At 66.8% G+C, this 24,601-nt stretch carries 17 protein-coding genes and 1 other RNA gene; 9 read left to right on the top strand and 9 right to left on the bottom strand.

Annotated elements, in window-relative coordinates:
* Positions 1 to 75: 75 nt before the first annotated feature.
* Complete coding sequence (locus H7A86_RS19975; protein ID WP_119132112.1) at positions 76 to 711, bottom strand: thymidine kinase; 636 nt, start codon at positions 709 to 711, stop codon at positions 76 to 78.
* A 113-nt stretch (positions 712 to 824) separates the two neighbouring features.
* Here H7A86_RS19975 and rep point away from each other — a divergent pair, with 113 nt between their 5' ends.
* Both rep and H7A86_RS19965 read left to right on the top strand, forming a co-directional pair.
* Positions 825 to 2,801 (top strand): DNA helicase Rep, encoded by a 1,977-nt coding sequence (rep, locus tag H7A86_RS19970; RefSeq protein WP_016904281.1) that lies wholly within the window; start codon positions 825 to 827, stop codon positions 2,799 to 2,801.
* 63 nt (positions 2,802 to 2,864) lie between these two features.
* Complete coding sequence (locus H7A86_RS19965) at positions 2,865 to 3,455, top strand: GNAT family N-acetyltransferase (RefSeq protein ID WP_119132113.1); 591 nt, start codon at positions 2,865 to 2,867, stop codon at positions 3,453 to 3,455.
* A 4-nt stretch (positions 3,456 to 3,459) separates the two neighbouring features.
* Here the strand turns inward: H7A86_RS19965 and H7A86_RS19960 are convergent.
* Positions 3,460 to 3,535: non-coding RNA, sX9 sRNA (locus tag H7A86_RS19960), on the bottom strand.
* A gap of 77 nt (positions 3,536 to 3,612) precedes the next feature.
* Here H7A86_RS19960 and H7A86_RS19955 point away from each other — a divergent pair.
* Positions 3,613 to 4,647, top strand: a complete 1,035-nt coding sequence (locus H7A86_RS19955; RefSeq protein ID WP_119132114.1) for a DUF4272 domain-containing protein — start codon at positions 3,613 to 3,615, stop codon at positions 4,645 to 4,647.
* A gap of 132 nt (positions 4,648 to 4,779) precedes the next feature.
* Here the strand turns inward: H7A86_RS19955 and H7A86_RS19950 are convergent, their stop codons facing one another.
* Positions 4,780 to 5,448 carry a YceH family protein gene (locus tag H7A86_RS19950; protein WP_119132115.1) on the bottom strand — a complete coding sequence of 223 codons (669 nt, stop codon included), beginning with the start codon at positions 5,446 to 5,448 and terminating at the stop codon, positions 4,780 to 4,782.
* A gap of 294 nt (positions 5,449 to 5,742) precedes the next feature.
* On the opposite strand from H7A86_RS19950, the gene H7A86_RS19945 reads away from it, so the two are divergent.
* Together H7A86_RS19945 and pyrF are read left to right on the top strand one after the other, a co-directional pair.
* Positions 5,743 to 6,705: a 5'-nucleotidase, lipoprotein e(P4) family gene (locus H7A86_RS19945; protein ID WP_119132409.1), complete on the top strand. Its 963-nt coding sequence runs from the start codon at positions 5,743 to 5,745 to the stop codon at positions 6,703 to 6,705.
* Complete coding sequence (gene pyrF / locus H7A86_RS19940) at positions 6,702 to 7,427, top strand: orotidine-5'-phosphate decarboxylase (RefSeq protein WP_119132116.1); 726 nt, start codon at positions 6,702 to 6,704, stop codon at positions 7,425 to 7,427. Before H7A86_RS19945 ends, pyrF begins: the two co-directional genes overlap by 4 nt.
* 247 nt (positions 7,428 to 7,674) lie before the next feature.
* Here pyrF and H7A86_RS19935 read toward each other — a convergent pair whose 3' ends face one another.
* The 4 genes from H7A86_RS19935 to H7A86_RS19920 form a co-directional block, all read right to left on the bottom strand.
* Positions 7,675 to 9,195 carry a tryptophan halogenase family protein gene (locus H7A86_RS19935; RefSeq protein WP_119132410.1) on the bottom strand — a complete coding sequence of 507 codons (1,521 nt, stop codon included), beginning with the start codon at positions 9,193 to 9,195 and terminating at the stop codon, positions 7,675 to 7,677.
* A 110-nt stretch (positions 9,196 to 9,305) separates the two neighbouring features.
* Positions 9,306 to 12,338: a TonB-dependent receptor gene (locus H7A86_RS19930; protein WP_115678155.1), complete on the bottom strand. Its 3,033-nt coding sequence runs from the start codon at positions 12,336 to 12,338 to the stop codon at positions 9,306 to 9,308.
* 313 nt (positions 12,339 to 12,651) lie between these two features.
* Positions 12,652 to 15,681, bottom strand: a complete 3,030-nt coding sequence (locus H7A86_RS19925; protein WP_115678154.1) for a TonB-dependent receptor — start codon at positions 15,679 to 15,681, stop codon at positions 12,652 to 12,654.
* A gap of 134 nt (positions 15,682 to 15,815) precedes the next feature.
* Positions 15,816 to 16,868, bottom strand: a complete 1,053-nt coding sequence (locus H7A86_RS19920) for a LacI family DNA-binding transcriptional regulator (RefSeq protein ID WP_119129925.1) — start codon at positions 16,866 to 16,868, stop codon at positions 15,816 to 15,818.
* Between the two features lie 405 nt (positions 16,869 to 17,273).
* Here H7A86_RS19920 and H7A86_RS19915 point away from each other — a divergent pair, with 405 nt between their 5' ends.
* The 3 genes from H7A86_RS19915 to H7A86_RS19905 all read left to right on the top strand — a co-directional run bounded on the left by H7A86_RS19915 (position 17,274) and on the right by H7A86_RS19905 (position 22,225).
* A complete protein-coding gene (locus tag H7A86_RS19915) occupies positions 17,274 to 18,251 on the top strand; it encodes a hypothetical protein (RefSeq protein WP_180707965.1) in 978 nt (325 codons plus the stop codon).
* On the top strand, positions 18,251 to 20,920 hold the full coding sequence (gene plsB, locus H7A86_RS19910; protein WP_115678152.1) for a glycerol-3-phosphate 1-O-acyltransferase PlsB: 2,670 nt from the start codon (positions 18,251 to 18,253) through the stop codon (positions 20,918 to 20,920). Before H7A86_RS19915 ends, plsB begins: the two co-directional genes overlap by 1 nt.
* A gap of 324 nt (positions 20,921 to 21,244) precedes the next feature.
* Positions 21,245 to 22,225: a zinc-binding dehydrogenase gene (locus H7A86_RS19905; protein WP_180707964.1), complete on the top strand. Its 981-nt coding sequence runs from the start codon at positions 21,245 to 21,247 to the stop codon at positions 22,223 to 22,225.
* A 405-nt stretch (positions 22,226 to 22,630) separates the two neighbouring features.
* On the opposite strand, the gene H7A86_RS19900 is transcribed toward H7A86_RS19905, so the two are convergent.
* Positions 22,631 to 22,834 carry a YdcH family protein gene (locus H7A86_RS19900; RefSeq protein WP_164738977.1) on the bottom strand — a complete coding sequence of 68 codons (204 nt, stop codon included), beginning with the start codon at positions 22,832 to 22,834 and terminating at the stop codon, positions 22,631 to 22,633.
* 736 nt (positions 22,835 to 23,570) lie between these two features.
* On the opposite strand from H7A86_RS19900, the gene H7A86_RS19895 reads away from it, so the two are divergent.
* Positions 23,571 to 23,924: a ribonuclease E inhibitor RraB gene (locus H7A86_RS19895; protein ID WP_119132119.1), complete on the top strand. Its 354-nt coding sequence runs from the start codon at positions 23,571 to 23,573 to the stop codon at positions 23,922 to 23,924.
* Between the two features lie 86 nt (positions 23,925 to 24,010).
* Here H7A86_RS19895 and H7A86_RS19890 read toward each other — a convergent pair whose 3' ends face one another.
* On the bottom strand, positions 24,011 to 24,544 hold the full coding sequence (locus H7A86_RS19890) for a lipocalin family protein (protein WP_119132120.1): 534 nt from the start codon (positions 24,542 to 24,544) through the stop codon (positions 24,011 to 24,013).
* Positions 24,545 to 24,601 lie beyond the last annotated feature (57 nt).

Raw genomic sequence — 24,601 nt, 5'->3', positions numbered from 1 at the left:
TCCGTGGAAGATCGGCGTTGCCAGCCGCGGGCAACCCGTCCAGCGTCGCGCTGCCCTTCCAACAGGGCGTGGGCGTTATGCGCCCGACAATGGCAGCGGCAATGCGATCTGCAGCGGGTCGATGCGCCCTTCGCCACGCATGATCTTCTTGAACTCGGCGCGGCTGACCGACACGTAGCGCTCGTTGCCGCCGATCTCCACCTGCGGGCCGTCCTGCACCGCGTGGCCTTGCGCATCCACGCGCACGGTCATGGTGGCCTTGCTGCCGCTGTGGCAGATGGTCTTGATCTCCTCCAGCTCGTCGGCCCAGGCCAGCAGGAACTGGCTGCCCTCGAACAGCTCGCCACGGAAGTCCGTGCGCAACCCGTAGCACAGCACCGGAATGCGCAGGCGGTCGACCACCTCGCTCAACTGCCAGACCTGGCCGCGATTGAGGAACTGCGCCTCGTCCACCAGCACGCAGTGCAGCGCGCCTTCGGCCTGGATGTCGCGTTCGATCAGCTGCTGCAACTCGGTGTTGCGATCGAAGGTGCGCCCATCCGCGCGCAGCCCGATCCGCGAGGCCACCACGCCGCTGCCGGCGCGGTGATCGAGCTTGGGCGTGAGGATCAGGGTGCGCATGCCGCGTTCGCGGTAGTTGTGCGCGGACTGCAGCAAGGTGGTGGTCTTGCCGGCATTCATTGCCGAGTAGTAGAAGTAGAGCTTGGCCATCGGTGGATTTTACCGGGCCGGGCGGCCGGCGGTGACAGCCATCTGCATGAACCGGCGGCGCAGGCCTGCCCGACGCGGCGCCGGTACAATGGCCCGCTCTGTTGGAAGTCTCTATGCACGGTCTCAATCCCCCGCAAAGCGCCGCAGTGCTGCACTGCGAAGGTCCCCTGTTGGTGCTGGCCGGCGCCGGCAGCGGCAAGACGCGCGTGATCGTGGAGAAGATCGCGCACCTGATCGCCACCGGCCGCTATCCGGCCAAGCGCATCGCCGCGATCACCTTCACCAACAAGTCGGCCAAGGAAATGCGCGAGCGTGTGGCCAAGCGCATCCGTGGCGATGGCGCCGATGGCCTGACCATCTGCACCTTCCACGCGCTGGGGTTGAAGTTCCTGCAGATCGAACACGCCGCTGCCGGCTTGAAGCGCGGCTTTTCGATCTTCGATTCCGACGATGCCGCCGCCCAGATCAAGGACCTGATGCACGGCGCCAAGCCGGATGCGATCGAGGATGCCAAGAACCTGATCTCGCGCGCCAAGAACGCCGGCCTGTCTCCCGAACAGGCGATGGCGGCAGCGCGCAGCAATCGCGAAAAGGAAGCCGCCAGCCTGTACGAGCGTTATCAGGCGCGGCTGACCACCTTCAACGCGGTGGACTTCGACGACCTGATCCGCCTGCCGGTGCAGATCCTGGAGGCCAACGAAGAGATCGTACTGGGCTGGCGCGAGCGCATCGGCTACCTGCTGGTGGACGAGTGCCAGGACACCAACGATGCGCAGTACCGGTTGCTGAAAATGCTGGCCGGGCCACGCGGCAACTTCACCTGCGTGGGCGACGACGATCAGAGCATCTACGCCTGGCGTGGCGCCAATCCGGAAAACCTGCAGCAGATGGGGCGCGATTATCCGGCGCTGGAAATCATCAAGCTGGAACAGAACTACCGCTGCTCCAACCGCGTGTTGCGTGCGGCCAATGCCTTGATCGCACACAACCCGCACGAACACTTGAAGACGCTGTGGAGCGACCAGGCCGATGGCGAGCGCATCCGCGTGTGGGAATGCCGCGACAGCGAGCACGAAGCGGAAAAGGTCGCCGCCGAGATCTCGTTCCTGGGGACCGCCAAGCAGGTGCCGTGGAGCGATTTCTGCATCCTGTTCCGCGGCAATTTTCAATCGCGGCCGCTGGAAAAGGCGCTGCAGCTGCTGCGCGTGCCGTATCACCTGACCGGTGGCACTGCATTTCTGGAGCGGCAGGAAGTCAAGGACGTGCTGTCGTGGCTGCGGCTGATCGTCAATCCCGACGATGACGCCGCGTTTCTGCGCGCCGTGCAGTCGCCCAAGCGTGAGGTCGGGGCGACCTCGCTGGCACGGTTGGCCGAGCTCGCCAGTGCGAAGTCGGTACCGATGTCGCGCGCGGCCGAGTCGATGGGCGCGCTGCAGCACCTGCCGCCGCGTGCGGCCAATGGCCTGAGTGCGTTCACCGATATCCTGCGCGATATGCGCGAGCATTCGGCCACGCTGCCGGCGGGAGAACTGGTGCGCATGCTGGCCGAAAAATCCGGCCTGCTCAACGACCTGCGCAACCAGTCCAAGGACGACACCGGCTTCCAGCGCCGCAAGCGCAATCTGGACGAGCTGGCCGAGTGGTTCGAAGGCGGCCCGCGTGGTGCCAGTGCCAGCGACCTGGCCGCGCAGCTGGCGCTGTTGTCGCGCAACGACAAGGACGACGGCGGCAACCAGGTGCGCATGATGACCATGCACGCGTCCAAGGGGCTGGAATTCCGTTATGTGTTCATCGTCGGCTGCGAAGACGGCGTGCTGCCGCATGAAGTGAGCCTGGAAGAAGGCAACCTGCAGGAAGAACGCCGGCTGCTGTATGTGGGCATCACCCGTGCCAAGGAGCAGCTGTGGATGAGCCACAGCAAGTTGACGCGCAAGTTCGGCGAGCATGTGCGGCTCAAGCCCAGCCGCTTCTTCGACGAGATTCCGGCCGAAGAATTGCAGCGCGATGGCGCCGACCCGGTGGCCGATGCCGAGCGCAAGAAGGAGCGTGCCAGCGCGGGCCTGGCGGCGATCCAGGCGTTGTTCGACTAGCGGTTGTTGCGGACTACGCAGGCTTGCCAGCGACACGTCTGCACGGCAGGCTGGGTTGCCCTGATGCCGGAGTGCGCTGTGACCGTCGTGATCGAAACCCCGCGTTTGCGCCTGCGCACGCTCGACCCCGAGCGCGATGCCGATGCGGTGCTGGCATTGGTCAACGACCCCGGTTTCATCGCCGGCATCAACGACCGCGGTGTGCGGACCCGCGAGCAGGCGCGTGATCATCTGCGCGAGTGGGCGCAGGCGCACCAGCAACGCTACGGCTTTGCGCACTGGGCGGTGGAGACGCGCGCCGAGGGCGCCTTTGCCGGCACATTGGGCTTGTTGTGCCGCGATACCTTGCCGGTGCCGCATATCGGCTTTGCACTGCTGCCCGAACATCGCGGCAAGGGGTTTGTGAGCGAAGCCGGGCGCGCGGTGCTGGCGCATGCGCGCGATGTGCTGGGGTTGTCGCAGCTGTGCGCGATCGTGTCGCCGGGCAATGTCGATTCGATCCGCGCGCTGGAAAAACTCGGGCTGCAGCGGCAAGGCCTGCGCGTGTTGAGCCAGGAGGCCGATCCGGTGCTGTATTACACGATCGAGCTGGGCCCCGTCGACATGGACAGCCGGGCAGGCCTGCGGCACCCTGGCGGCGACGCTCACCGCTGAACGCGGCCGGCACAACGTAACGAGCAGTCGTCAGCGCAGCCTGGACGGCGCGGAAGAACTCCGGTGCACACCTGGCACAGGAGACTGCGCGCACCGACCGCAGCTGCCTGGCGATGAGCGCCGTCGTGGTGTCCGTCGCCCCAACCAGGACACGTGCATGCCATTGCTGGTCAACGCCTATTCCACGCTGCGCGAGCCGGTGTGGCCGGATTTCCTGCCGCGCGCCGCCGTGCAGCACCGCGACCACGCCGATCCGGAACTGGCCAATCATCTGCACGGTTTTGTCGGCTACGTGAACCAGGCCGGCGACGGCCAGATGACTCAGCCGCGCTATCACCTGATGCGGCATGTGCAACGGGTACGCCAGCACTTCACGTTCGAGGTCGACGATGCGGCCTTCGGGGAATTGGCGCAGTGGGCCGAGCAAGCCAATGCGGTGTGTTTCCTGGCCGACGGCAGCGTGCGCGATCCGCACGGGCGGGTGCTGATCAGCCAGGGCGAGCCGGCGATCGATGCGCAGGCGCAGGTGCCGTATCCGCCGGATGCCTTGCAGCGGCGTGCGCAGCAACTTGCGCAGCTGACCGCGCAAGGCATCCGCGTGCCACCCGGCCTGCCGCCGGTGCCTGGCGAGGCCGAAGCGCGGGTGCGCGATGCTGCGACGGTGACGCAGCGCATGCTGGGCTTGTTTGCGGTGGCCTTGCGCGCGGAGATGCTGGCCGCCGGCGATACGCCGCCCGCGTTGGAAGAGATGGACGCCCGCCTGCCCGGCGTGGCGGCGGCACTGTCGCCGCAGGAGCGCGCCTTTTTTGCCCAACCCGTGCCGGAGCCGCAGCAGCTCGCCAACTTTGGCTGGCGCTACGAGAGCCTGGCGGTGCTGCAGTGGGCCCTGGGGCTGGCCGAGGCGCTGCCGGAGCCGACCGACCTGTGCGATGTGCCCTTGGCTGCCCAGCGCGCGCTGGAGCATGCCGACGCCGCGACGCGGCCGTCGCTGACGCTACGGCCGGTGCCCGAACTGCTGGATGCGCTGGACCGGCACTTGCGCCTGCACTGGGCAGTGCGCCAGGCCGGCCAGACCCAGCAACCGCCGCCGGCCGGCATCGTGCCGGGCGTGGTCTACGAGCGGCACTACGCCCTCAACTGGCTGCTGCACTTCGAAGACGCCGACTGGGACGAGGTGGATACGCCGACGTAAGCGGGCCGGCCGCAGCCTGCGCCGTCACTGCGCGGCAAGCGCGTCGTCTCGGAGTCTGGCCGCTCGTTGCGTGCTTTGCGCCCCGCGCAGGCGTCGATGTGAAGCGGGCATCTCCAGGAGCGGACCATCGCCCTAGGCGCCAGCCGCCTCCAGGCGCGCCTGCACGGCGGCCAGCGCATCCTGCAGCTCGGCGACCGTGGCTTCCAGTGTTTGTACGCGCGTTTCCAGCTCGCTGCTGTCGGCATTGCTGCGGGCGCTGGGGGCAGCGCGCGCGGCCGCAGCCTGCAACGCCTCCACATCCAGCTCGCCACTGAGCAGATGCGCATAACGCTCTTCGCGCTGGCCGCTGGCGCGCGGCAGTTGCACGGCCAGGCCGCGCTGGATCAGCCGGTCCAGATGGTGGCGCACGTCGTCGGCATCGTTGAAGCGTGTCAGCCGCTCGCTGCGCGCGAACAGCTCGCCCAGCGTCTGCGGACCGCGCAGCAGCAACAGACCGATCAGGGCGACCTGCTGGCGGGTCAGGTCCAGCACGCTGCCCAGCCGGTGCTCGTAGCGCTCGGCGCGCGAGGAGAACTGCTGGCGCACCAACCCCAGGGTCTCGAGTTGACGCAGGGCGTGATGCACCACGCCGGTCTGCAGGTTCAGCACCGGCTCGCGTGCGGTCTTCTGGTTGGCGGCCACCTGCGCGGCGTTGACCGTGAGCGGATACGCATCCGGCGTGGTCGCCTCCTTTTCGATCAGGCAGCCGAGCACGCGGGCCTGGGCGGTATCGAGGACGGGCGGGGAAGGTGTCTCTGTCATGGGGGCGACTCCGGGGCAATCAGCGCACAAGGATATGCCGTTCCTGCATCGGCGTTCTTCAGGCCACGATCCCACCGGCGATGCCGGCACCGGCAGCGGAAGCGAAGAGGCGGTCAGGTGCGGAGGCGGTCGGTTGCCCGCAGCGTGCGCAGGCGCATGCAGCACTCGCGCATCGCCATGAACCCCGCGATCGAGATGTCTTCTTCCATGCGCCTGCGGCACTGCCATCAGCTGGAGCGGGCGGTGCGGCGCGAACCCGCTAAAATCGCGGTCTTCATTGCCGCTCCTGTTCTGGTGGATGCCATGCGCCCCTCGCTTTACGCACCCTTGTCCCTGCTCGCCTGCACCGCGCTGGCCCTGAGCGCCTGCAAGCCCGCCGACAAGGAGCTGGCCCAGCGCGCGCAGGACGCCGCCGCGGCCGCCAACGCGGCCGCCAGTGCCGCCGCCAAGACCACCACGCAGCCCGCAGCCGCCAGCGCACCGGCCGGCGACGACAACCTCAATGCGGTGCTGTGGATGCAGCGCTCGGAGGAGTACCGCGCGGTGGCCGAGCAGACCTATCGCGCTGCTGCCGACAAGTTGGACGCTGCGCTGAAGCAGCCCAACTGGGATGCGCTGGTGCCCGAGGAGCGCGGCAATGCCGCCAGCGGGCTGAAGCCGGCGGTGGTGCTGGACGTGGACGAAACGGTGCTGGACAACTCGCCCTACCAGGCGCGCCTGCTGCGCGACGGCAAGGAATACGACGAGCTGAGCTGGGACCAGTGGGTGGCGGAGAAGAAGGCCACCGCGATCCCGGGCGTGGTGGACTTCGCCAAGGCCGCCAACGCGCGCGGCATCACCCTGATCTACATCTCCAACCGCGCGGTGCACCTCAAGGACGCCACGCTGGCCAACCTGCGCAGCGTCGGGCTGCCGGTGGCCGACGACAGCGTGTTTCTGGGCCTGGGCACGGTGGTCAAGGGCTGCGAGCAGAACGGCAGCGAGAAGAACTGCCGGCGCCAGCTGGCCGGGCAGACGTACCGCGTGCTGATGCAGTTCGGCGACCAGCTCGGCGACTTCGTGCAGGTCACCGCCAACACCGGCCAGGCGCGGGGCGCATTGCTGCAGCAGTACCACGACTGGTTCGGCGAGCGCTGGTGGATGCTGCCCAACCCCAGTTACGGCGGCTGGGAGCCGGCGCAGTTCAACAACGACTACGGCCAGCCCTGGCAGCAGCGCCACGACGCCAAGCGCGCCGCGCTGGAGGTGGCCCGATGAGCCGCGCACCGCTGCCGCTGGCCGCGCATGAGCGGCTGATCTTCGCGCTGGATGTGCCCGGCCACGACGAGGCGATCGCCTGGGTCGACCGCCTGGGCGAGTCGGTGTCCTTCTACAAGATCGGCATGGAACTGCTGGCCTCCGGCGAGTACTTCCAGGTGCTCGACGCCCTGGCCAGGCGCGACAAGCGCGTGTTCGTGGACCTGAAGTTCTTCGACATCCCCGCCACCGTGGCCGGCACCATCCGCCGCCTGGCGCAGTGGCCGGTGAGCTATTGCACCGTGCACGGCTGGCACGCCGGCATGCTGCAGGCCGCCGCCGAGGCCAACCACGGCGACATGCGCCTGCTGGCGGTGACCGTGCTGACCTCGATGGGGCGCCCGGACCTGGCCGCGATGGGCATCGACCGCGAGCCGGTGGAGGTGGTGGTGGAGCGCGCGCTGGCCGCACAGGCGGCCGGCATCGACGGGGTGATCGCCTCCGGCCAGGAAGCCGGCCCGATCCGCAGCGCGACCGGCGCCGGGTTTTCGATCGTCTGCCCCGGCATCCGCCCCGGCGGCCCGGTCGGCGACGACCAGCAACGCACCGTGGGCGTGGCGCAGGCCTTCGACGATGGCGCCGATGCCATCGTGGTCGGCCGCCCGATCCGCCTGGCCACCGATCCGGCCGCCGCGGCGGCTGCGATCCAGGCCGAGATTCAAGCGGCGGTGGCGCAGCGCTGACGGAGCCTCCGGCGCGCGCCGGCCATGTCTAAGCAAGCAAAATCAACAAGTTAAAGCGATAGAATTAAAGTGTTGCTTTAACGTTAAAGCCTGCGTACGATGCCCCTCGTCCGATGTCAGTCGGAAGCTGTGCCACTCATTGTCCACCGGGCTTGTCCCGGTTTTCGAAGGGATCGGGCCTTGTGCCCGATCCTTTTTTTTGCCTGCCGATCGGTGCATGTGGCGATTGCGCCTGCCGTGGCGTCGCTCAGCGCGGCGCAGCCGCCTTGCAGTAGCGATCGATGAACTGCTGGTGGGTGGGCATGACATCCACGCAGTGGCCGATGGTCTGCGCCACGCTGGCCAGGAAGCGTTCGGCGTCGTGATCGGGCACCTGGTCCACCAGCGGGTGATAGCCCTGCGGCAGGATGCCCTGGCCGATCATTACCTGCACCCAGCTGATCTCGGCAAACATCTCCTCGGCATTGCGGTAGAAGCGCCCGCTGTCGCGAAACAGGTCCAGCGTGGTCTGCAGCTCCGGGGTGATCGGCATCGTGCGGCAGTGCCGCCAGAACGCGCTGTCGTCGCGCTCGGTGGCGTGGTAATGCAGCACCAGGAAATCGCGGATGCGGTCGAACTCGAACGCCAGTCGGTCGTTGTAGCGCTGCACCAGCACCGGGCTGATGCCCTCGCGCGGAAACAGCTCCAGCAGCCGGGAAATGCCGGCCTGGATCAGATGGATGCTGGTCGATTCCAGCGGTTCCAGGAAGCCGCTGGCCAGGCCCAGCGCCACCACATTGCGGTTCCAGAACTGCTTGCGCCGGCCGGTGGTGAAGCGCAGTGGGCGTGGGTCGGCCAGCGGCTTGCCATCCAGATTGGCGAGCAGCGTGGCGGCGGCTTCGTCGTCGCTGATGTGCGCGCTGGAGTACACATAGCCGTTGCCGGTGCGGTGCTGCAGCGGGATGCGCCACTGCCAGCCGGCCGCGCGCGCGGTGGAGCGCGTATACGGCGTGGGCGGGCCGACGTTTTCGCTCGGCACCGCCAGCGCACGATCGCACGGCAGCCAATGGGTGAAGTCGTGGTAGCCGGTGTGCAAGGCTTCTTCGATCAACAGCCCGCGGAAGCCCGAGCAGTCGATGAACAAATCGCCGCTGACGACCTGACCGGAGGCCAGCTGCAGCGATTGCACGTGGCCGGTGTCCGCATGCAGCTGCACCTGTTCGACCAGGCCCTCGAGACGGGTGACGCCGCGCTGTTCGGAGTAGGTGCGCAAGAAGCGCGCGTACTGCGTGGCATCGAAGTGGTACGCGTAGGCGATGTTGGCCAGCGGCGAATTGGCCGGCACATCGCCGGCCGAGGTCATGAACTTGCCGCGCACCGCAGCCACGGTGTTGAGCGTGTAGGCGCCCAGCGGCTGCGCCTTGCCGCGCGCGTGCTGCTTGATCCAGTACTGGTGGAACGGTAGCAGCCCGAGCGGGTGCCCGATCTGCGTGCCGAAGCCATGGATGTACGAAGTGCCGGGGCGCTGCCAGTCGACGAACTCGATGCCGAGCTTGAAGCTGCCCTGGGTCTGGCGCACGAACTCGGCCTCGTCGATGCCGAGCAGGTTATTGAAGGCCTTGATGTGCGGCACGGTGGCCTCGCCAACGCCAACGGTGCCGAGCTGTTCGGATTCGATCAGCTGCACCTTGAAGCCGGGGCCAAGCACGCGCGCGAAGGCCGCGGCCGCCATCCAGCCGGCGGTGCCGCCGCCGACGATGACGATGTTGCGGAGTGGAGCGGGGAGCATGCGGCGTTCGATCCTGTACAAGAGTGGGAACCGCCAACAAGCGAACGGGGCCAGCTGGCCCCGTCCGGATCATCTGCCTGCACAGCGCAGGCAGATGGCGTTGGGCTGCATCAGAACTTGGCGCCCACTTCCAGCACGACACTACGGGGCACATAGCTGATTTCGCCGTTGTCGACCACGGTGATGTCAGGCTGCAGGCGTCCGTTGCTGCCGAAGCTGTTGTACTGGTACTGGGTGAAGTTCTTGAAGTTGAAGGCGTTGAGCACGTTGATGCGTGCGTTGAGCTTGAAGTCGCCCACCACCGTGAACTCCTTGTTGGCCTGCAGGTCCACGGTGCGGTAGCCCCAGATCTTGCCACCCAGAAGGAACTTGCCATTGCCCGGCGGGGTCACGCCCACGGCCTGGCAGGTGCCGCCATCGGGATCGGTAAAGCCGTAGCAGGCGATCGTGTTGATCGGCTCGGGCGTGGCCAGCACCAACTTGGCGCCGAAGGTCACTCCCCACGGGCCATCGATCGAGCCGGACGCGACGAAGCGATGCGCCGACACGGCATCGGACTTCACGAACGGGTAGTCGCGAATGGTGGCCTTGTCAAACGCGAACGGCTCGTCGATGGTGCGGTTCTGGCGCGCGCTGGTGTGGGTGTAGGACAGGTTCAAGCCCCAGCCCGATTCCTTGGTGTAGGGCTTTTCGGCCGACAGCAACACCTGGCTGCTGCGCTGCTCCAGGCCGTTGTAGCCCAGGATCGTATTGCGGTAGCCCGGCACCGGCTCGCCCCAGGGCACGCTGCCGGTGGCGTCGAAGTACGCACCATCCGGGTAGCGGTTGACCAGGCTCATCACCAGGCCGTCATAGGCCAGCACGCGTTGGAAGGTCACGTCGGTCAACCAGTCGCCGACCTGGTTGCTGATACCGATGCTGTACTGGTCGCTGTACGGGGTCTTGAGCTTGTTCTTGAACATGAAAAGCTCGGAGCTGTCACTGGTGCCATCGATCGTATTGAGCTGATCGATGCCGGTGAAATATGCCGGGTTCCACGCCGTGCACGCACGGTCGTCGCGGAAGCAGCTTTGCCCGCTGGCAGCATCGCTGAAGTACACCACTACCGGTGACAGCGCGGCCTTGACCGATTCCAGTGCGAGCTGCTCGAACAGGTTGCGATCGTAGGAGCGACCGGCGCCGCCATGCAGAACCGCGCTCTCATCGCCGAAGAAGTCATACGAGAAGCCGAAGCGCGGTGCCCAGGCGTCCTTGAAATTCTTGCGGTTGTTGCCGGTGCTGATGTAGTCGGCCACGTTGATGCCGCTGGGCAGCAGACGGTTGGCCCACGGTTGACCCGGGTTGTCGGGGTCGTCCGAATACAGCGCATTGATGAACGGCTGCGAGGTCACGAAGTCGGTGTAGGCCGGGGTGTCCTCATAGTCGTAACGCACGCCGATGTTGAGCATCAGCTTGTCGTTCACTGCCCAGTCGTCCTGCAGGTAGATGCCGTACTGCTTGGACGGCGATTCCACCACCGGCACCTGACCGGGATTGTCGAACGCACGGATATAGCGCACCTGGAAGGGAACCGGCGCAACACCGTTCTGACCGACTTCATAGCTGAACTGCGGGTTGAGCGAACTGGACTCGCGCGACGTCAGCTTGATGTCGCGATAGGTCACCCCGGTCTTGATGGTGTGCTCGCCATGCCATTGCAGTGCGTTGAAGGTCAGATCGTTCTGGAACGACCAGCCCTTCTGGCTACGTAGCTTGAAGTCTTCGCCGCTGGCGGCGCCGGTGTTGAGGAAGACCCACTGGCGCGGATCGGCCTGCGTCCGGTCGATGTAGGTATAGATGGAGCCGTTGCCGATGCCGCGCGGTGTCGGCACGTTGCGCGAATCCTCGGTGGTGAGGATGGCTTCGTTGAACCAGCTGTCGGCGCTGTGCTGCCAACGCAGGCTGGTGCGCTTGTCCTTGTTGATCTTGTCCACTGCGCGGACGGGCGCGTTCTGGCCGCCGACGTTGCTGACCTGGGTTTCGTCGCGGTACTGCGTGGCCAGCTCGATGCGGTCGTTATCGGTCGGCTCGAAGTCGATCTTGCCGAAGTACAGGTCTTCGGTGAACGGCATGTTGGACGCACCGTACTGGTCGCGCAGATTGGACGGCAGCAGGCCGACGAACGGCGCCGCTTCGGCGCTTGGCTGCACGCTCTTGGGCGCCACGTTGTCCTTGCCTTCGTAGGCGAAGAAGAAATGCATGCGGTCCTGGATCAGCGGGCCGCCGATCGCAACGCCGTATTCCTTGGTCTGCGAGTCCACCTTTCCATCTTCTTCGTCCGGGCGCTTCTCACGCAGATCCTGATTGGTGAAGCGATAGAACGCCTCGCCATGGAACTCGTTGGTGCCGGACTTGGTGGCCGCGGTGATCGCCGCGCCACTGATCTGGCCGTATTCGGCCTTGTAGTTGGAGGTGATCACCTTGTACTCGCCGATGGCGAGCTGGGGGAACGGATTGCCCTGGGTCTCGTCCTGCCCGGCAATACCGCCACCGGAGACATAGCTCTTCTGGCTCACGCCGTCGATGTACAGGTTGCTGGAACTGGCGTTGGACGCACCGCCGCGCAACTTGGTGTTGCCGTCCTGGTCGATGGTGAACACCATGCCCGGCACGGTGTCGGCGAACTCCAGGAAGTTGCGCGTGGCCTGCGGCAGCTGCTGGATCTGCCGCAGCGAAACCGTATTACCCACCTCCGATGTCTTGACGTCGCGGATCATCGGCGCGCTGACCGTCACCGTGTCCAGCGTGGTCGCATCGCCGGCCGGCGCTGCCGCCGCCTCGGTGCCGAGATCAACGGTGGCGCTGGAGGCCACCGACAGGGTCACCGTGCGGCTGACGCCGTTGGATTCGACGGTGTAGGTGCCCGGTTGCAGGCCGACGATGGTGTAGTTGCCGTTCGCATTGACCGGCGCACGTCGCACCGAGCCGGTGGCGACATTGGTGACGACGACCTCGCTGCCGCTCTGCGCGGAAGCGACCTGGCCGCGCAAGGTGGCGTTGCTGGACTGTGCCATGGCCGGGGTGGTGGCGAACAACGAGGCAGCCAGGGCGCAGCACAACAGGCTGCGTGCCGGCAGGGTGGAGACGGTGCGGTGAGTCTTCATGACTTTCCCCCTCCCAGGGGTAAAGCGCGAACCAGTGAAGTGACTGGCGCGTCGAGGTTGGTGCTTGGTGTGGATGGAACGGGTACAGCGGCAACAGACAGCAGGGACGGCAAACACAACAAAAAACGATCGCCGATGGAAGCGTGCGGGCTGCAGCATCGCGCGCATCGCGCGCCGCGCCACAGCAACACACCGCAATCGGGACGATGCAACAAGCCTGCAGGCGGCCCCTCCCCATTGCAGTGGGGCCGATGCAGCTTAGGCAGCGGGGGTGGCACCGGCGCCGGGACGCCGGATGCCGCCAACGCCGCCGTTACCAGATGATGCGTGCGCTCATGAACAAGGTCCGTGGCGGGGTGGACATCGCGCCGTACTGGTTGATGCGCACGCGCGGGTCGTACACGCCGGCACTGCCCCAGTCGATGCTGTACTGATCGTAGTTGCGGAAGTTCAGCGCATTGATCAGGTCGCCGCGCACCTGCACGGTGACCGCGTCGGTGATATGCATGTCCTTGGACAACGACAGGTCCAGCTGGCGGGTGCCGAAGATGTCGCCGCCGGCGATGAACTTGCCGCCGGGCGCATCCACCGACACCACGCGGATATTGTCCGAACTGGGGCCGCCGTACTGGTCGTAGGAGATCGCCTCGTTGCGTGGCGGCACCGTGGCCAGGGTCAGCTTGGCCGAGCCGCTGATGCCCCAGAACAGGTCGTAGATGCCGGTCAGTACCAGGCGGTGGCGCGGTACTGCATTGAGGTCCAGGAACGGGTAGTCGGCGATGGTGGCCGCATCGAAGCCGTAGCGATCGTCGTTGCCGCGATTGCCGCGTGCACGCGAGAAGGTATACGCCGCGGTCAGGCCCCAGCCGCTTTCCTGCGTATAGGCCTTGTCCGCTGACAGCAGCAGCTGGCCGGTCTTGGTTTCCACGCCGTTGTTGCCGATGATCAGGTTGCCGAAGCCCTGGGGCCGTTGCTCGAACGCCTGGGCGCCGTTCTGGAAGAAATCGCCGTTGGCGTAGCGGTTGCCCAGGGTGAAGATGAAGCCGTCCTTGCTGTGGATATAGGACAGCGTGGCGGAGGTGTTCCACTCGCCCAGCTGGGTACGCAGACCCAATGAATACTGGTCCGCGTACGGCGTCTTCAGATCGTTGTTGAGCAGGTTGATCTCGCCGTTGCGCACGCGCGCATCGACCAGGTTGCCCAGGCTGTCGGGGTTGCTCACATACGCCGGATCGAACGCGGTGCAGGTGCCCGGCGCCGGGACGCAGTCGGTGGGTCCGGCAAAGCGGATCGTGTACTGCGCCAGCGCGGATTTGATCTGCTCCAGGCCCATCACGTCGAACAGGTTGCGGTCGTAGCTGCGGCCGGCACCGCCGAACAGCACCAGCGACTCGTCGCCGCGGAAGTCGTAGGAAAAGCCCAGGCGCGGTGCGAAGTTGTTGTTGTCCTGCTTGCGATTGCGGCCGTTGCTGATGTAGTCGTTGATGTTCACCCCGCCCTTGGCCAGCTGCTCGGCGTAGGTGGCGCTCACCGCCGGATCGGTGCCGGGGCCGTTCAAGGCCGCCACCACTTCCGGCGGGGTCACGTTGTCCAGGTACGAGGGGATCTTTTCGCCATCCCAGCGCACGCCGAGGTTCAACTGCAGCTTGTCGTTGACGTCCCAATCGTCCTGGATGTACAGGCCCAGCTGCTTGCTGGTGGTGGTCACCGACGGTGCGGCGCCGGCGAACGGCAGGTTGAAGCGCACCTGGTAGGGAACGGCCGAGGTGCCGACGCCATCGCTCACTGCGTAATAGAACGACGGATTGGCTGCCGAGTTCTCGCTCTGGGTCAGCTCCACTTCCTTGTACTTAACGCCCATCTTGATGACGTGGTTGCCGTGCCACTCGAGGTTGTTGAAGGTCAGGTCGTTCTGGAAGCTGGGACCCTTCTGGCCCTTGCGCTGGATCGCCAGGCCGCTGGTGGCGCCGTCGTTGAGCAGCACGTCGTCTTCGGCGATGCCGCGCGTGTACACGGTCTGGCTGCCCAAGGTATAGGCGGTGGGATTGAACAGCACGTCCTCGTAGGACACACGCGCTTCGTTGACGTAGCGCTCGCCGTAATGCTGCCAGCGCAGGTCGAAGCGTTTTTCGGTATTGAGGTTGATCTTGGAGGCGATCGCGGTGGTCTGGCCGCCAACGCTGTCGCGGCTTTCCTCGTCGCGATACTTGCCAGTGAGTTCCAGACGGTCATTTTCGCCGATGTCCCAGTCGACCTTGCCGAAGTACAGGTCTTCGTTGAACGGGCGGGTCACCGAGCCCAGCCGGCCCTGCACGCCGGCCGGCAGGTCGTCGCTGAGCGCGCTGAAGCGGTCGGGTACGGCCACCGGATCGGCCGAGACCTCGAAGCCCTTGCCTTCGTAGCTGAAGAAGAAGTGCGCCTTGTCCTGCACGATCGGCCCGCTCAGCGCGAAGCCGTATTCGTCCTGGTGGGTCTTGCGCTTGCTGCCGTCGGCGTTGGGCGCGCCGGCGCGCTCGTCGGGCTGGCGCGCGCGGAAATCGGTGTTGCTGGTGCGGCCGAAGATCTCGCCGTGGAATTCGTTGCCGCCGGACTTGGTCGAGGCCACGATCGCCGCCGAGCCGACCTGGTCGAACTCGGCCTTGTAGTTGGAGGTGATGACCTTGTACTCGCCGATGGCCAGCTGCGGGAACGGATTGCCCGCGCTCTGCTCCTGCCCGGACACGCCGCCGAACAGGTAGCTCTTCTGGCCGACGCCGTCGATGTAGACGTTCACCGCCGAGCTGCCCTGCGCGCCGCCGCGGATCTGGCTATTGCCGTTGGAGTTGGTCTCGAACTGCATGCCCGGCACGGTGTCGGCGAACTCCAGGAAGTTGCGCGTCAGCTGCGGCACGGTGCTGATCTGCTTCAGCGATACGTTGGTGCCCACTTCGGACGTCTTGACCTCCTGCAGCGTGGTGGCGGTGACCTGCACCGCATCCAGCGTGGTGGCATCGCCGGCAGGCGCCGCTGCTGCCCCGCCGCCCAGGTTCAAGGTGACCGACGAGGCCACCGACAGGGTCACGGTCTGTTCGCTGCCGGGGCCGGCGTCCACCTTGTAGGTGCCCGGAGGCAGGCCGACCAGCGCGTAGCTGCCGTCGGCGCCGGTGGGCACGCGCCGGACGGCGCCGCTGGCGACATTGGTCGCGGTCACGGTGGTGCCGGCCTGCGCCGAAGCGACCTGGCCGCGCAAGGTGGCGTTGCTGGACTGGGCCATGGCCGGGGTGCTGGCCAGCAACGAGGCGGCAAGGGCGCAGCACAACAGGCTGCGCGCCGGCAGGGTGGAGACAGTGCGGTAATGCTTCATGACTTTCCCCCTCCCAGGGGTAAAGCGCGAACCAGCGAAGTGGCTGGCGCGTCGGTACGGCGTAAAGCGGGACAACTTGCAACAACTGCAGGGACTGCAAGCAACACACGTTCGGCAAGGCGCGGTGGCGCGTCTCAGGTGGGAGGCGCCGCACGCGGCGCGCTGGATGCGCGCACGATCAGTTCGGGCACCATCTCCGAGAACGCCGGCGGTGCGGCGTCGGGGGGCGGTGCAGGCGCATCGGCCAGTTGCTGGCCCAGCAGCAACTGCAATGCGCGTGCGCCCAGCCCGGCGATATCCACCCGCATGGTGGTCAGTGCCGGCAGCACGTAGCGCGCCATCGGCACGTCGTCGAAGCCGGCCAGCGCGATGTCCTGCGGCACCTTCAGCCCGGCATGGCCAAGCGCGAACAGGCAGCCCAGCGCCATCATGTCGTTGGCCGCGAACACCGCATCCGGGCGGGTGTCCTGCGCCAGCGTCTGGCCGGCGCGGTAGCCGGACTCTTCGTCGAAGTTGCCCGGCAACACCCACGGCTGCGCGTCGGCATCCAGCGCCAGCTCGTCGCGGTAGCCGCGCAGACGCTCGTGCGCATCGAAGTTGTCGGCCGGCCCGGCGATGAAGGCGATGCGGCGGTGGCCGCTGTCGCGCAGATGCCGCGTCATCATCCGCGCGCCGCCGTAGTTGTCCACGTTGAGCACCGGGCGCTGGCTGGCGGTGCCGGCGCAGTTGAGCAGCACCGCGGGCAGGCCGCCGGGCAGGGCATCCTCGTGCACGCCGGAGTCGCCCAGCGAGGGCGACATCACCACCACCCCGTCCACGCGCCCGGGCAGGCGTTCCAGCGCCTTGCGCTGCGCCTGCGGGTCGCCGTGCGAGCTGGACACCAGCAGGTGGTAGCCCTGCTCGCGCGCCACCTGGTCGATGCCGCGGATCAATTCGGAGAAGAATTCGCCATGCAGGTCCGGCAGCACCACCCCGATGGTGTGGGTGCGCCGGCTGCTGAGGCTGCGCGCGGCGTGATGCGGGATGTAATGCAGCGCACGGGCCACCTGCAGCACGCGTTCGCGCACCGATTCGGCCACGTGCTGATGTCCGTTCATGGTGCGCGAGACCGTTGCCACCGACACCTGCGCTTCGCGCGCGACGTCCTTGATGGTGACGCTGCCGCCTTCGGAGCGTGGCCGACTCATGGCAAAACCTCCAGGACAACGCGGTTGCCGGCGCGCGCCGGGTAGGGGCGCACGGTCCGCTGGCGCAGAACGTTCGTGTCACACATGCACATGAATGACATCGGCCCCAACCGATGGCGACCTCAGAGCGAGATGGCGCGCACGCTAGCAGGAACTGCAAGCGCTTACATGATGCGCTGCACCATTGCGCCAAATGCACGTGGCACAAGGGCTGGCGACATCGCCTGGACAAGTTTGTCCGCAAGGGACAACAGCAGTCAATGTCGGACACCGGACGACATCGTGCGTGGAACTACGAAAACCTAACATTTTGTACCGTACCCGGGCGCACGGTTGTCGCGCGCCTTGCCGCCAGTGCGTTCAGCCAGCAAGATGCGCCGATCGATCAGGGGGAACAGCGTGCGCATGTCGCCATCCACCGTCCGCGCCGGCCGGTTCCAGTCCATCGCGTGGGTGCTGCTGGTAGCGCTGTGCGTCAGCAGCTGCCAGCGTACGGACAAGACCGCCGCATTGCCGGGCGCCAGCGCCGAGCCGGCTGCGGCGATGCAGTCGATGACCCTGCCATTGCGGCGCAACGACCTGGTCGCCTATGCGCGGATCCGGGTCACCCCTGCGCAATACACCCGGCTGGAAGCGGCCTGGCGCAGCGGGGCCAGCCGTTGGCCGCTGACCGAGCTGCCGTTGCCCAACGAGGTCGGCAGCCTGCTCGGGACTTTGTCCGCGCCCGGCGCCGAGCGCCAGCTGCAGCAGGCCTTCGATGCGCAGCTGGCCGGCCAGGCGCAGGGCATCCGCCAGGCCGCGCAGTCGCTGGGCCAGTTCGGCGTGCAATACCTGCGCAGCCGCAGCGACTACCAGCCCGAGCAGCGCGCCCACTACGTGCAGCTGGTCGATGCCCTGAGCGCCTGGGCCGCCACCGCGCCGCTGGCCGATCGCGCGCGCGCCAAGGCCAGCATCACCGACCTGGTGACTGCCGCCCGTGCCACCGGCATCGGCTCGGACGCCGATCTGCAGCGGCTGGGGATGGAAGAGAGCCTGCGCCGGCTCGGGCCGTTCTGGGCCGCGGCCAAGCAGGTGCTGGAGCGTTACGGGCTGTCGCTGGACAGCAGCCTGGATGCGCTGCGCACCGGCCTGATCAGCCAGGACGGCGACCGCGCCCAGGTGCGGCTGCGCTATCCGCTGGCCGCGCACGACATCGACCTGAGCATCGCCCTGATCAAGCGCGACGGCCACTGGTACCAGCAGCAGACCCAGGACGAGGTCCAGGCGCTGCTGGACGCCGCGCCGCCGGCCGCGCCCGTACCCGATGCCGCGGCAACGCCTGACACCCCGGCGGCCGCGCCCGCCACGCCCGCCGCCACCGGGCAGCGCCCGGCTGGGCGATAATGACCGTGATGCCAGACCAGAATCCCCTGCCGTTCCCGGACGGCCAGCCCGCCCCGCCCAGCGCTGCCGCCGCCGATCTCGGCGCCACGGCCGCCGCATTGCCGACCGCCACACCGGTTCCGCCGGAGGTTGCGCCGTCGATCGCACCCGCCGTCGCCGCCGCCCGCAACGCCAAGCGCCCGTGGTGGGCGCGCCTGCTCGGCCGGCTCGCCGACCCCTGGCTGAGCCTGACCATCGAACCGGACCAACCCAGCCGCTACGACGACGGCACGCCAGTGGTCTATGTGCTGGAGGACTACGGCCTGTCCAGCGCGCTGATCCTGGACAAGGCCTGCCGCGAAGCGGGGCTGCCCTCGCCGCTGGTGCCGCTGCCGGGCGATCCGCTGCAGCGCAAGCGCGCCTACCTGGCGCTGTCGCGGCGCAGCAGCAGCAACTCGCTGATCCCCGAGCAGCGCGGCGGCAAGACCCATTCCGATTCGCTGGCCAAGCTGCTGCAGGCGCATCGCGTGCGTGCCGACCTGGACGTGCACCTGGTGCCGGTGTCGATCTTCGTCGGCCGCGCGCCGGACAAGCAGAGCGGCTGGTTTGCGGTGCTGTTCTCGGAAAACTGGGCGCTGGTCGGCCGCTTCCGGCGCCTGCTGGCAGTGCTGCTCAACGGCCGCACCACCATCGTGCGCTTTGCCCCGCCGATCTCGCTGCGCCAGACCATGGCCGAGGGCCTGCCGCCCGAGCGCACCCTGCGCAAGCTGCAGCGCGTGTTGCGCACCCACTTCCGGCGCATCCGCGAGGCGGTGATCGGGCCGGACCTGTCCACCCGCCGCCTGCTGGTGGACCAGGTGCTGGCCGCCGATTCGGTACGCGAAGCCATCGCCACCCAGGCCAAGCGCGACAACTCCAAGCCGGTCGATGCCTGGCGCAAGGCGCATGCCTACGCCTGGGAGATCGCCGCCGACTATTCCAGCCCGGTGGTGCGCTCGGCCAGCTTCCTGCTCACTCATGTGTGGAACCGCATCTATGCCGGTGTGCTGGTGCATCACCTGGACAAGCTCAAGCAGGCCGCGCCCGGGCACGAGGTGGTCTATGTGCCCAGCCACCGCAGCCACATGGATTACCTGCTGCTGAGCTACCTGCTGTACGAACGCGGCATCGTGCCGCCGCACATTGTGGCCGGCATCAACCTCAACCTGCCGGTGGTCGGCACGCTGCTGCGCAAGGGCGGCGCGTTCTTCATCCGCCGCTCGATCAAGGGCAATGCGCTGTATTCGGCGGTGCTCAGCGAGTACGTCGCCCAGCTGGTGGCCGGCGGTTATTCGATCGAATACTTCGTCGAAGGCGGGCGCTCGCGCACCGGGCGCCTGCTGCAGCCCAAGGGCGGCATGATCGCGATGACGCTGCGCGCCTACCTGCGCCAGCCGCGCAAGCCGGTGCTGTTCCAGCCGGTCTACATCGGCTACGAAAAGCTGATGGAAGGCAACAGCTACCTGGACGAGCTCACCGGCCGGCCCAAGGAGAAGGAATCCATCTGGGGCCTGCTGTGGTCCATCCCCAAGGTGCTCAAGCAGAACTACGGCCAGGTGGTGGTGAACTTCGGCGAGCCGATCGCGCTCAACGACGTGCTGGCCAGGCACGCGCCCGATTGGGACGGCCAACCGCTGCCCGACGACGAAAAACCCACCTGGCTGGCACCGGCGGTGGACACGCTGTCCACCCAGATCCAGACCCGCATCAACTGCGCCGCCGACGTCAATCCGATCAACCTGCTGGCGCTGGCGCTGCTGTCCACGCCCAAGCATGCGATGGGCGAGGCCGACCTGATCGCGCAGATCGAGTTGTGCAAGAAGCTGCTGGCGGAAATGCCGTACTCGGACCGCGTTACCGTCACCCCGCACACCCCGGCGCGCATCATCACCCACGCCGAAGAGATCAACGTGCTCACGCGCGTGTCGCATCCGCTGGGCGATGTGCTGAGCGTCAGCGGCGACACCGCGGTGTTGCTGAGCTACTTCCGCAACAACGTGCTGCACCTGTTCACCGCGTCCTCGTGGGTGGCCTGCTGCTTCCAGAACAACCGCCGCATGAGCCGCGCCGGCCTGATCCGCCTGGGCCGCACGGTGTACCCGTTCCTGCAGGCCGAACTGTTCTTGCCGTGGAGCGAGGACCGCTTTGCCGAGCGCATCGAGCAGACCATCGACATGTTCGTGCGCGAGGGCCTGCTGCTCAACGTCACCGACGACGATGGCGGCATCCTGGCGCGCAACACCGGGCAGACCGATGAAGTGTTCCGCCTGCGGGCGATCGGCCATTCGCTGCAGCAGGCCTTCGAGCGCTATTACATCGCCATCTCGGTGCTGGTGAAGAACGGCCCCGGCGTGCTCGGCGCCGGCGAACTGGAAAGCCTGTGCCAGCAGGCCGCGCAACGCCTGAGCCTGTTGTACGCCCCGGCCGCCCCGGAGTTCTTCGACAAGACCCTGTTCCGCAGCTTCATCCAGAAACTGCGCGAGTTGCGCCTGGTATGGCCGGACGAGAACAGCAAGCTGCTGTTCGACGAGCGCCTGGATGCCTGGGCCAAGGACGCCAAGTTCATTCTCGGCCGCGAACTGCGCCACACCATCGAGCGGGTCAGCCCCGAAGCGGTCAAGCCGGATGTGGTGTTGCCGCCGGCCGAGTAAGGCGGCGCTACAGACGCCAGCGTCTCCCTGCGGTAGGTGATGCGGGCAACGGCAGCGCACCAGCAAGGAAGCGCAGGTGCGCACGACGCTCTCTTCTCCCTCCGGGAGAAGGTGCCCGAAGGGCGGATGAGGGCCAGTCCGCACGCAACCCCCCGGCGCTGCAGCAGACCAGAGTCACTTCTGACGTCCTCCACCAACGCCAGCAACTTCACACAACAGTTCCGCCCGTTTCATCCTCCGCTTGCGGCCGTGCCGATAGCATCGCGCCACCTTTCATCACGATCGGGTGCGTTGGACCACTGGCGTGCCCGGCAGGAGATCTCCATGCGCGCAGCCATCCACACCCAATTCGGCGACCCTGCCAAGGTGCTCGAACTCGGCCAGCGGCCCACCCCGCAACCCGGCAAGGGCCAGGTGCGCATCGCCATGCGTCGCTCGCCGATCCACAACCACGACCTGTGGACGGTGCGCGGCAATTACGGCTACAAGCCCGAGCTGCCCGCCATCGGCGGCAGCGAAGCGGCCGGCGTGATCGACGCACTCGGCGACGGTGTCGACGGCCTGCAGATCGGCCAGCGCGTGGTCGCCGCTGGCGTGCATGAAAGCTGGGCGGAGTACTTCCTCGCCGATGCCTCTGGCGTGGTGCCGCTGCCCGACGCGCTCGACGACGACCGCGGCTGCCAGCTGATCGCCATGCCGCTGAGCGCCTTGATGCTGATCGAATTCCTGCAGGTCGAAAAAGGCGACTGGATCGTGCAGAACACCGCCAACGGCGCGGTCGGCAAGACCGTGGCCATGCTCGCCGCCGTACGCGGCATCAACGTGATCAACCTGGTGCGCCGCGATGCCGGCGTGGACGAGTTGAAAGCGCTGGGCATTGGCAATGCAGTCTCCACCGCGCAGGAAGGCTGGCAGGACACCGCGCGCGCGCTGGCCGGCGACGCACCCATCGTGCGCGCGATCGACTCGGTCGCCGGCAGCGCGGCCGGCGAGCTGATGGGGCTGCTGGCCGAAGGCGGCGAGCTGGTCTCGTTCGGCTCGATGACCGGCGAGCCGTTGCAGATTTCCACCGGCGATGTGATCTTCAAGCAGGCCAGCGTGCGCGGCTTCTGGGGCAGCAAGGTCATGGCCGCCACCAAGCCCGAGGACAAGCGCCGCATGATCGGCGAACTGCTCAAGGCCGCCGTCGATGGCAGCCTGGCCCTGCCGGTGGAAGCGGTGTTCGACCTGGAAGACGCCGCCAAGGCCGCCGCGGCCAGCGCCGAGCCGGGCCGCCGCGGCAAGATCCTGCTGCGCGCCGGCTGAGCGCTGCACGCAGGAGTCTGATTGTCTCGCCCTGGCGCTTCCTTCCCCCGCTGGCGGGGGAGGTGCCTCAAGGGCGCATGCGGGAAACGCAGCGACAGTTGGTCAACGTCTGCGGACTCGCAGTCAGGCGGTTACGTGCGCGCAACGCCCCGCCAAGGCCACACTTGCTCCACCAGCCATGACACGCCGCGTCCCCCATCGCGAATCACATGTCGCGCATTCGCAGCCCCGCCAGCCAATCTGCTTACAGGCACCGTAGAAGCACGCCTGAGCGCGACGGGCCTTCCGGGGGACGCCTCATCGCGCCCAGGTGCGCTCCTACGCAGGGGAATTGGCCCCAAGAGCGGGCAGACGCCGCGATCAACGCGCCGGTGTCGACAAGCGAACCCAACTGCAGGCATGGCCTCACGCCGGCTCGTCAGGCACCAGCTCCATCTCCAGCCGCGTGATGCAGTCCTTGAGATGCAGCTTGCGCTTCTTCAAGCGCTTCATCTGCAGCTCGTCCTCCAGGTTCGCGGGCACGCGCTGGATCTCCTCGTCCAACGCGCGGTGGGCGCGTCGCAACTCGGCGATCTGCTCGGCGATCTCGGCGGGTGAGAGGGTTTCCACGGCTCCGAGCATACACAACCGCGGCCCGGTCGCGTCACCTGCTTGCCAGGCAGCTTGAGGCTGCGACAACGCCGGCGCGCCGCCGGGGAAGCGGGCGGCGCACCCGATCCCCTCATTGCCGCGCGGCCACGGCCGTCGAGAAAGGAGTCTTACGATGCGCCTGCGGTCTTCCTTGCCGGCCCTGAGCCTGCTCACCGCCGCCAACCTGGCCAGCGCTGCCGACAACGCAATGTCTGACAATTTCGACCTTGTGGATAAGGCAGCGGTGCGCCTATCGTCCACAAGCTGATGAAAGGTCTTGTAACAAGGCAGGATGATGTCACGCCCACGATGTGGAGCGTGGTCAGAGACCTCACAAGCAGTGGCAACCGGAGGACATGCCCCAACCACAATGGAGTTTTCACCATTGTCTGAAGTGACCTGTGATCAGCATTGATGCTCAGTCGGTTGCTCTGGATGGCGCCCACCCTGCATGCGGTTGCATGGTCACCACGCGACTCCAGTCGCGCGTCTGATTGGATTCGGGTGCTGAAGCCGGCGGCCAGACGACGGGTCTTGCGGCCTCCGCCCTACCTGCGATAACCGCGCTGCTCAGCGAGCTTCCTGCTCTGCCTGAGTACCTGCTCTTCAGTGCCGCTGGCGGCGCGCCATTGCTACGTCACATATGAATACCTGGTAAGAGCCAGGCGCTAGAATTCCTCCTCGGCCAATTGGCCGCAAAAAAATCCAAATCCCCATGCAACGACATCCGGACCTGTATCCCAACGACGACAACGGCGACACTCTCTGGCACATCGCCCAGCAAGGCGTGGATCTATCCAGGCCACGCGAGATTGCGTTCTCCGTGGTCTTTCCCACGAAGGAGTCGGCACTGGAGTTCTCGGTGACGCTGCTGCGCTTCGAGCAGAAGGTGCGTTGCTGCCACTACCCGGACAACACGGCGTTTCCGATGGACGTGACGGTGTATCCGACCATGATCCCAACGTACAAGGCGATTTCGGCGTTCGAGGAAGAGCTGGCAGCCGAAGCCAAGCCCTTGGGTGGCTTGAATGACGGGTGGGAATTTTCCGTGGATGACAAGGACGTCTGACGCGCGCGGCGCGTAAGCGCCTGCGATGCGGTCACTGCGTCGCTGAGCGCGGCGCAGTTTTTTTACCGCAGCGGTGCCTTACTGCGTCAGCGCTGCGACTGCGGGACGCGGCGCAGCTGCGACACGTCGTAGCCCATGGCGGCGATACGTTGGACGGCCTGCTGATAGTCGGCCTCGGAGACCTGCGGCGTGCGCGCCATATACCAGACGTAATCGCGCTTGCTGCGTGCCACGATGGTCTGCGTGTACTCCGCATCGCGCCAGGCGATCACATACTCGGCCTTGAACGGCCAGAAGAATTGCATGCTCCACAGCGCGCCATTGCCCTCCTTCGCCACCCGGCCGATCGGATGCATGGACTTGAGCGGTGCCTCGAAACTTCCCTTGCGGTAGGTAAACGTGGTCTGGATGCGGCCGTCCGGGCGCAGCGCATAGCGCTCCACCGCATCGTAGGCCTTGCGCTCGGGCCGGGTGGGAATATGCGCGATGACGTACCAGTCGCCCATGAAGCGCGGCACGTCCACGCTGTCTGCGCGCGGCAGGGCGGAACGCGACTCGCTCCCACTTGCACTCCCGTAGACCGCTAGCGTCAGCAACAACAGCATCGAACCACCTCGCATGGCAACCTCCACCAGAAAGAACCCGTAGATAGACCTACGGCGTTGCTGTACGTCCGG

Origin of the sequence: Xanthomonas euroxanthea (assembly GCF_903989455.1) — a bacterium.
Taxonomy (GTDB): Bacteria; Pseudomonadota; Gammaproteobacteria; order Xanthomonadales; family Xanthomonadaceae; genus Xanthomonas; species Xanthomonas euroxanthea.
Note: the sequence above shows the minus strand (reverse complement) of the source record. Positions and strands in the feature narration are given on the sequence as shown.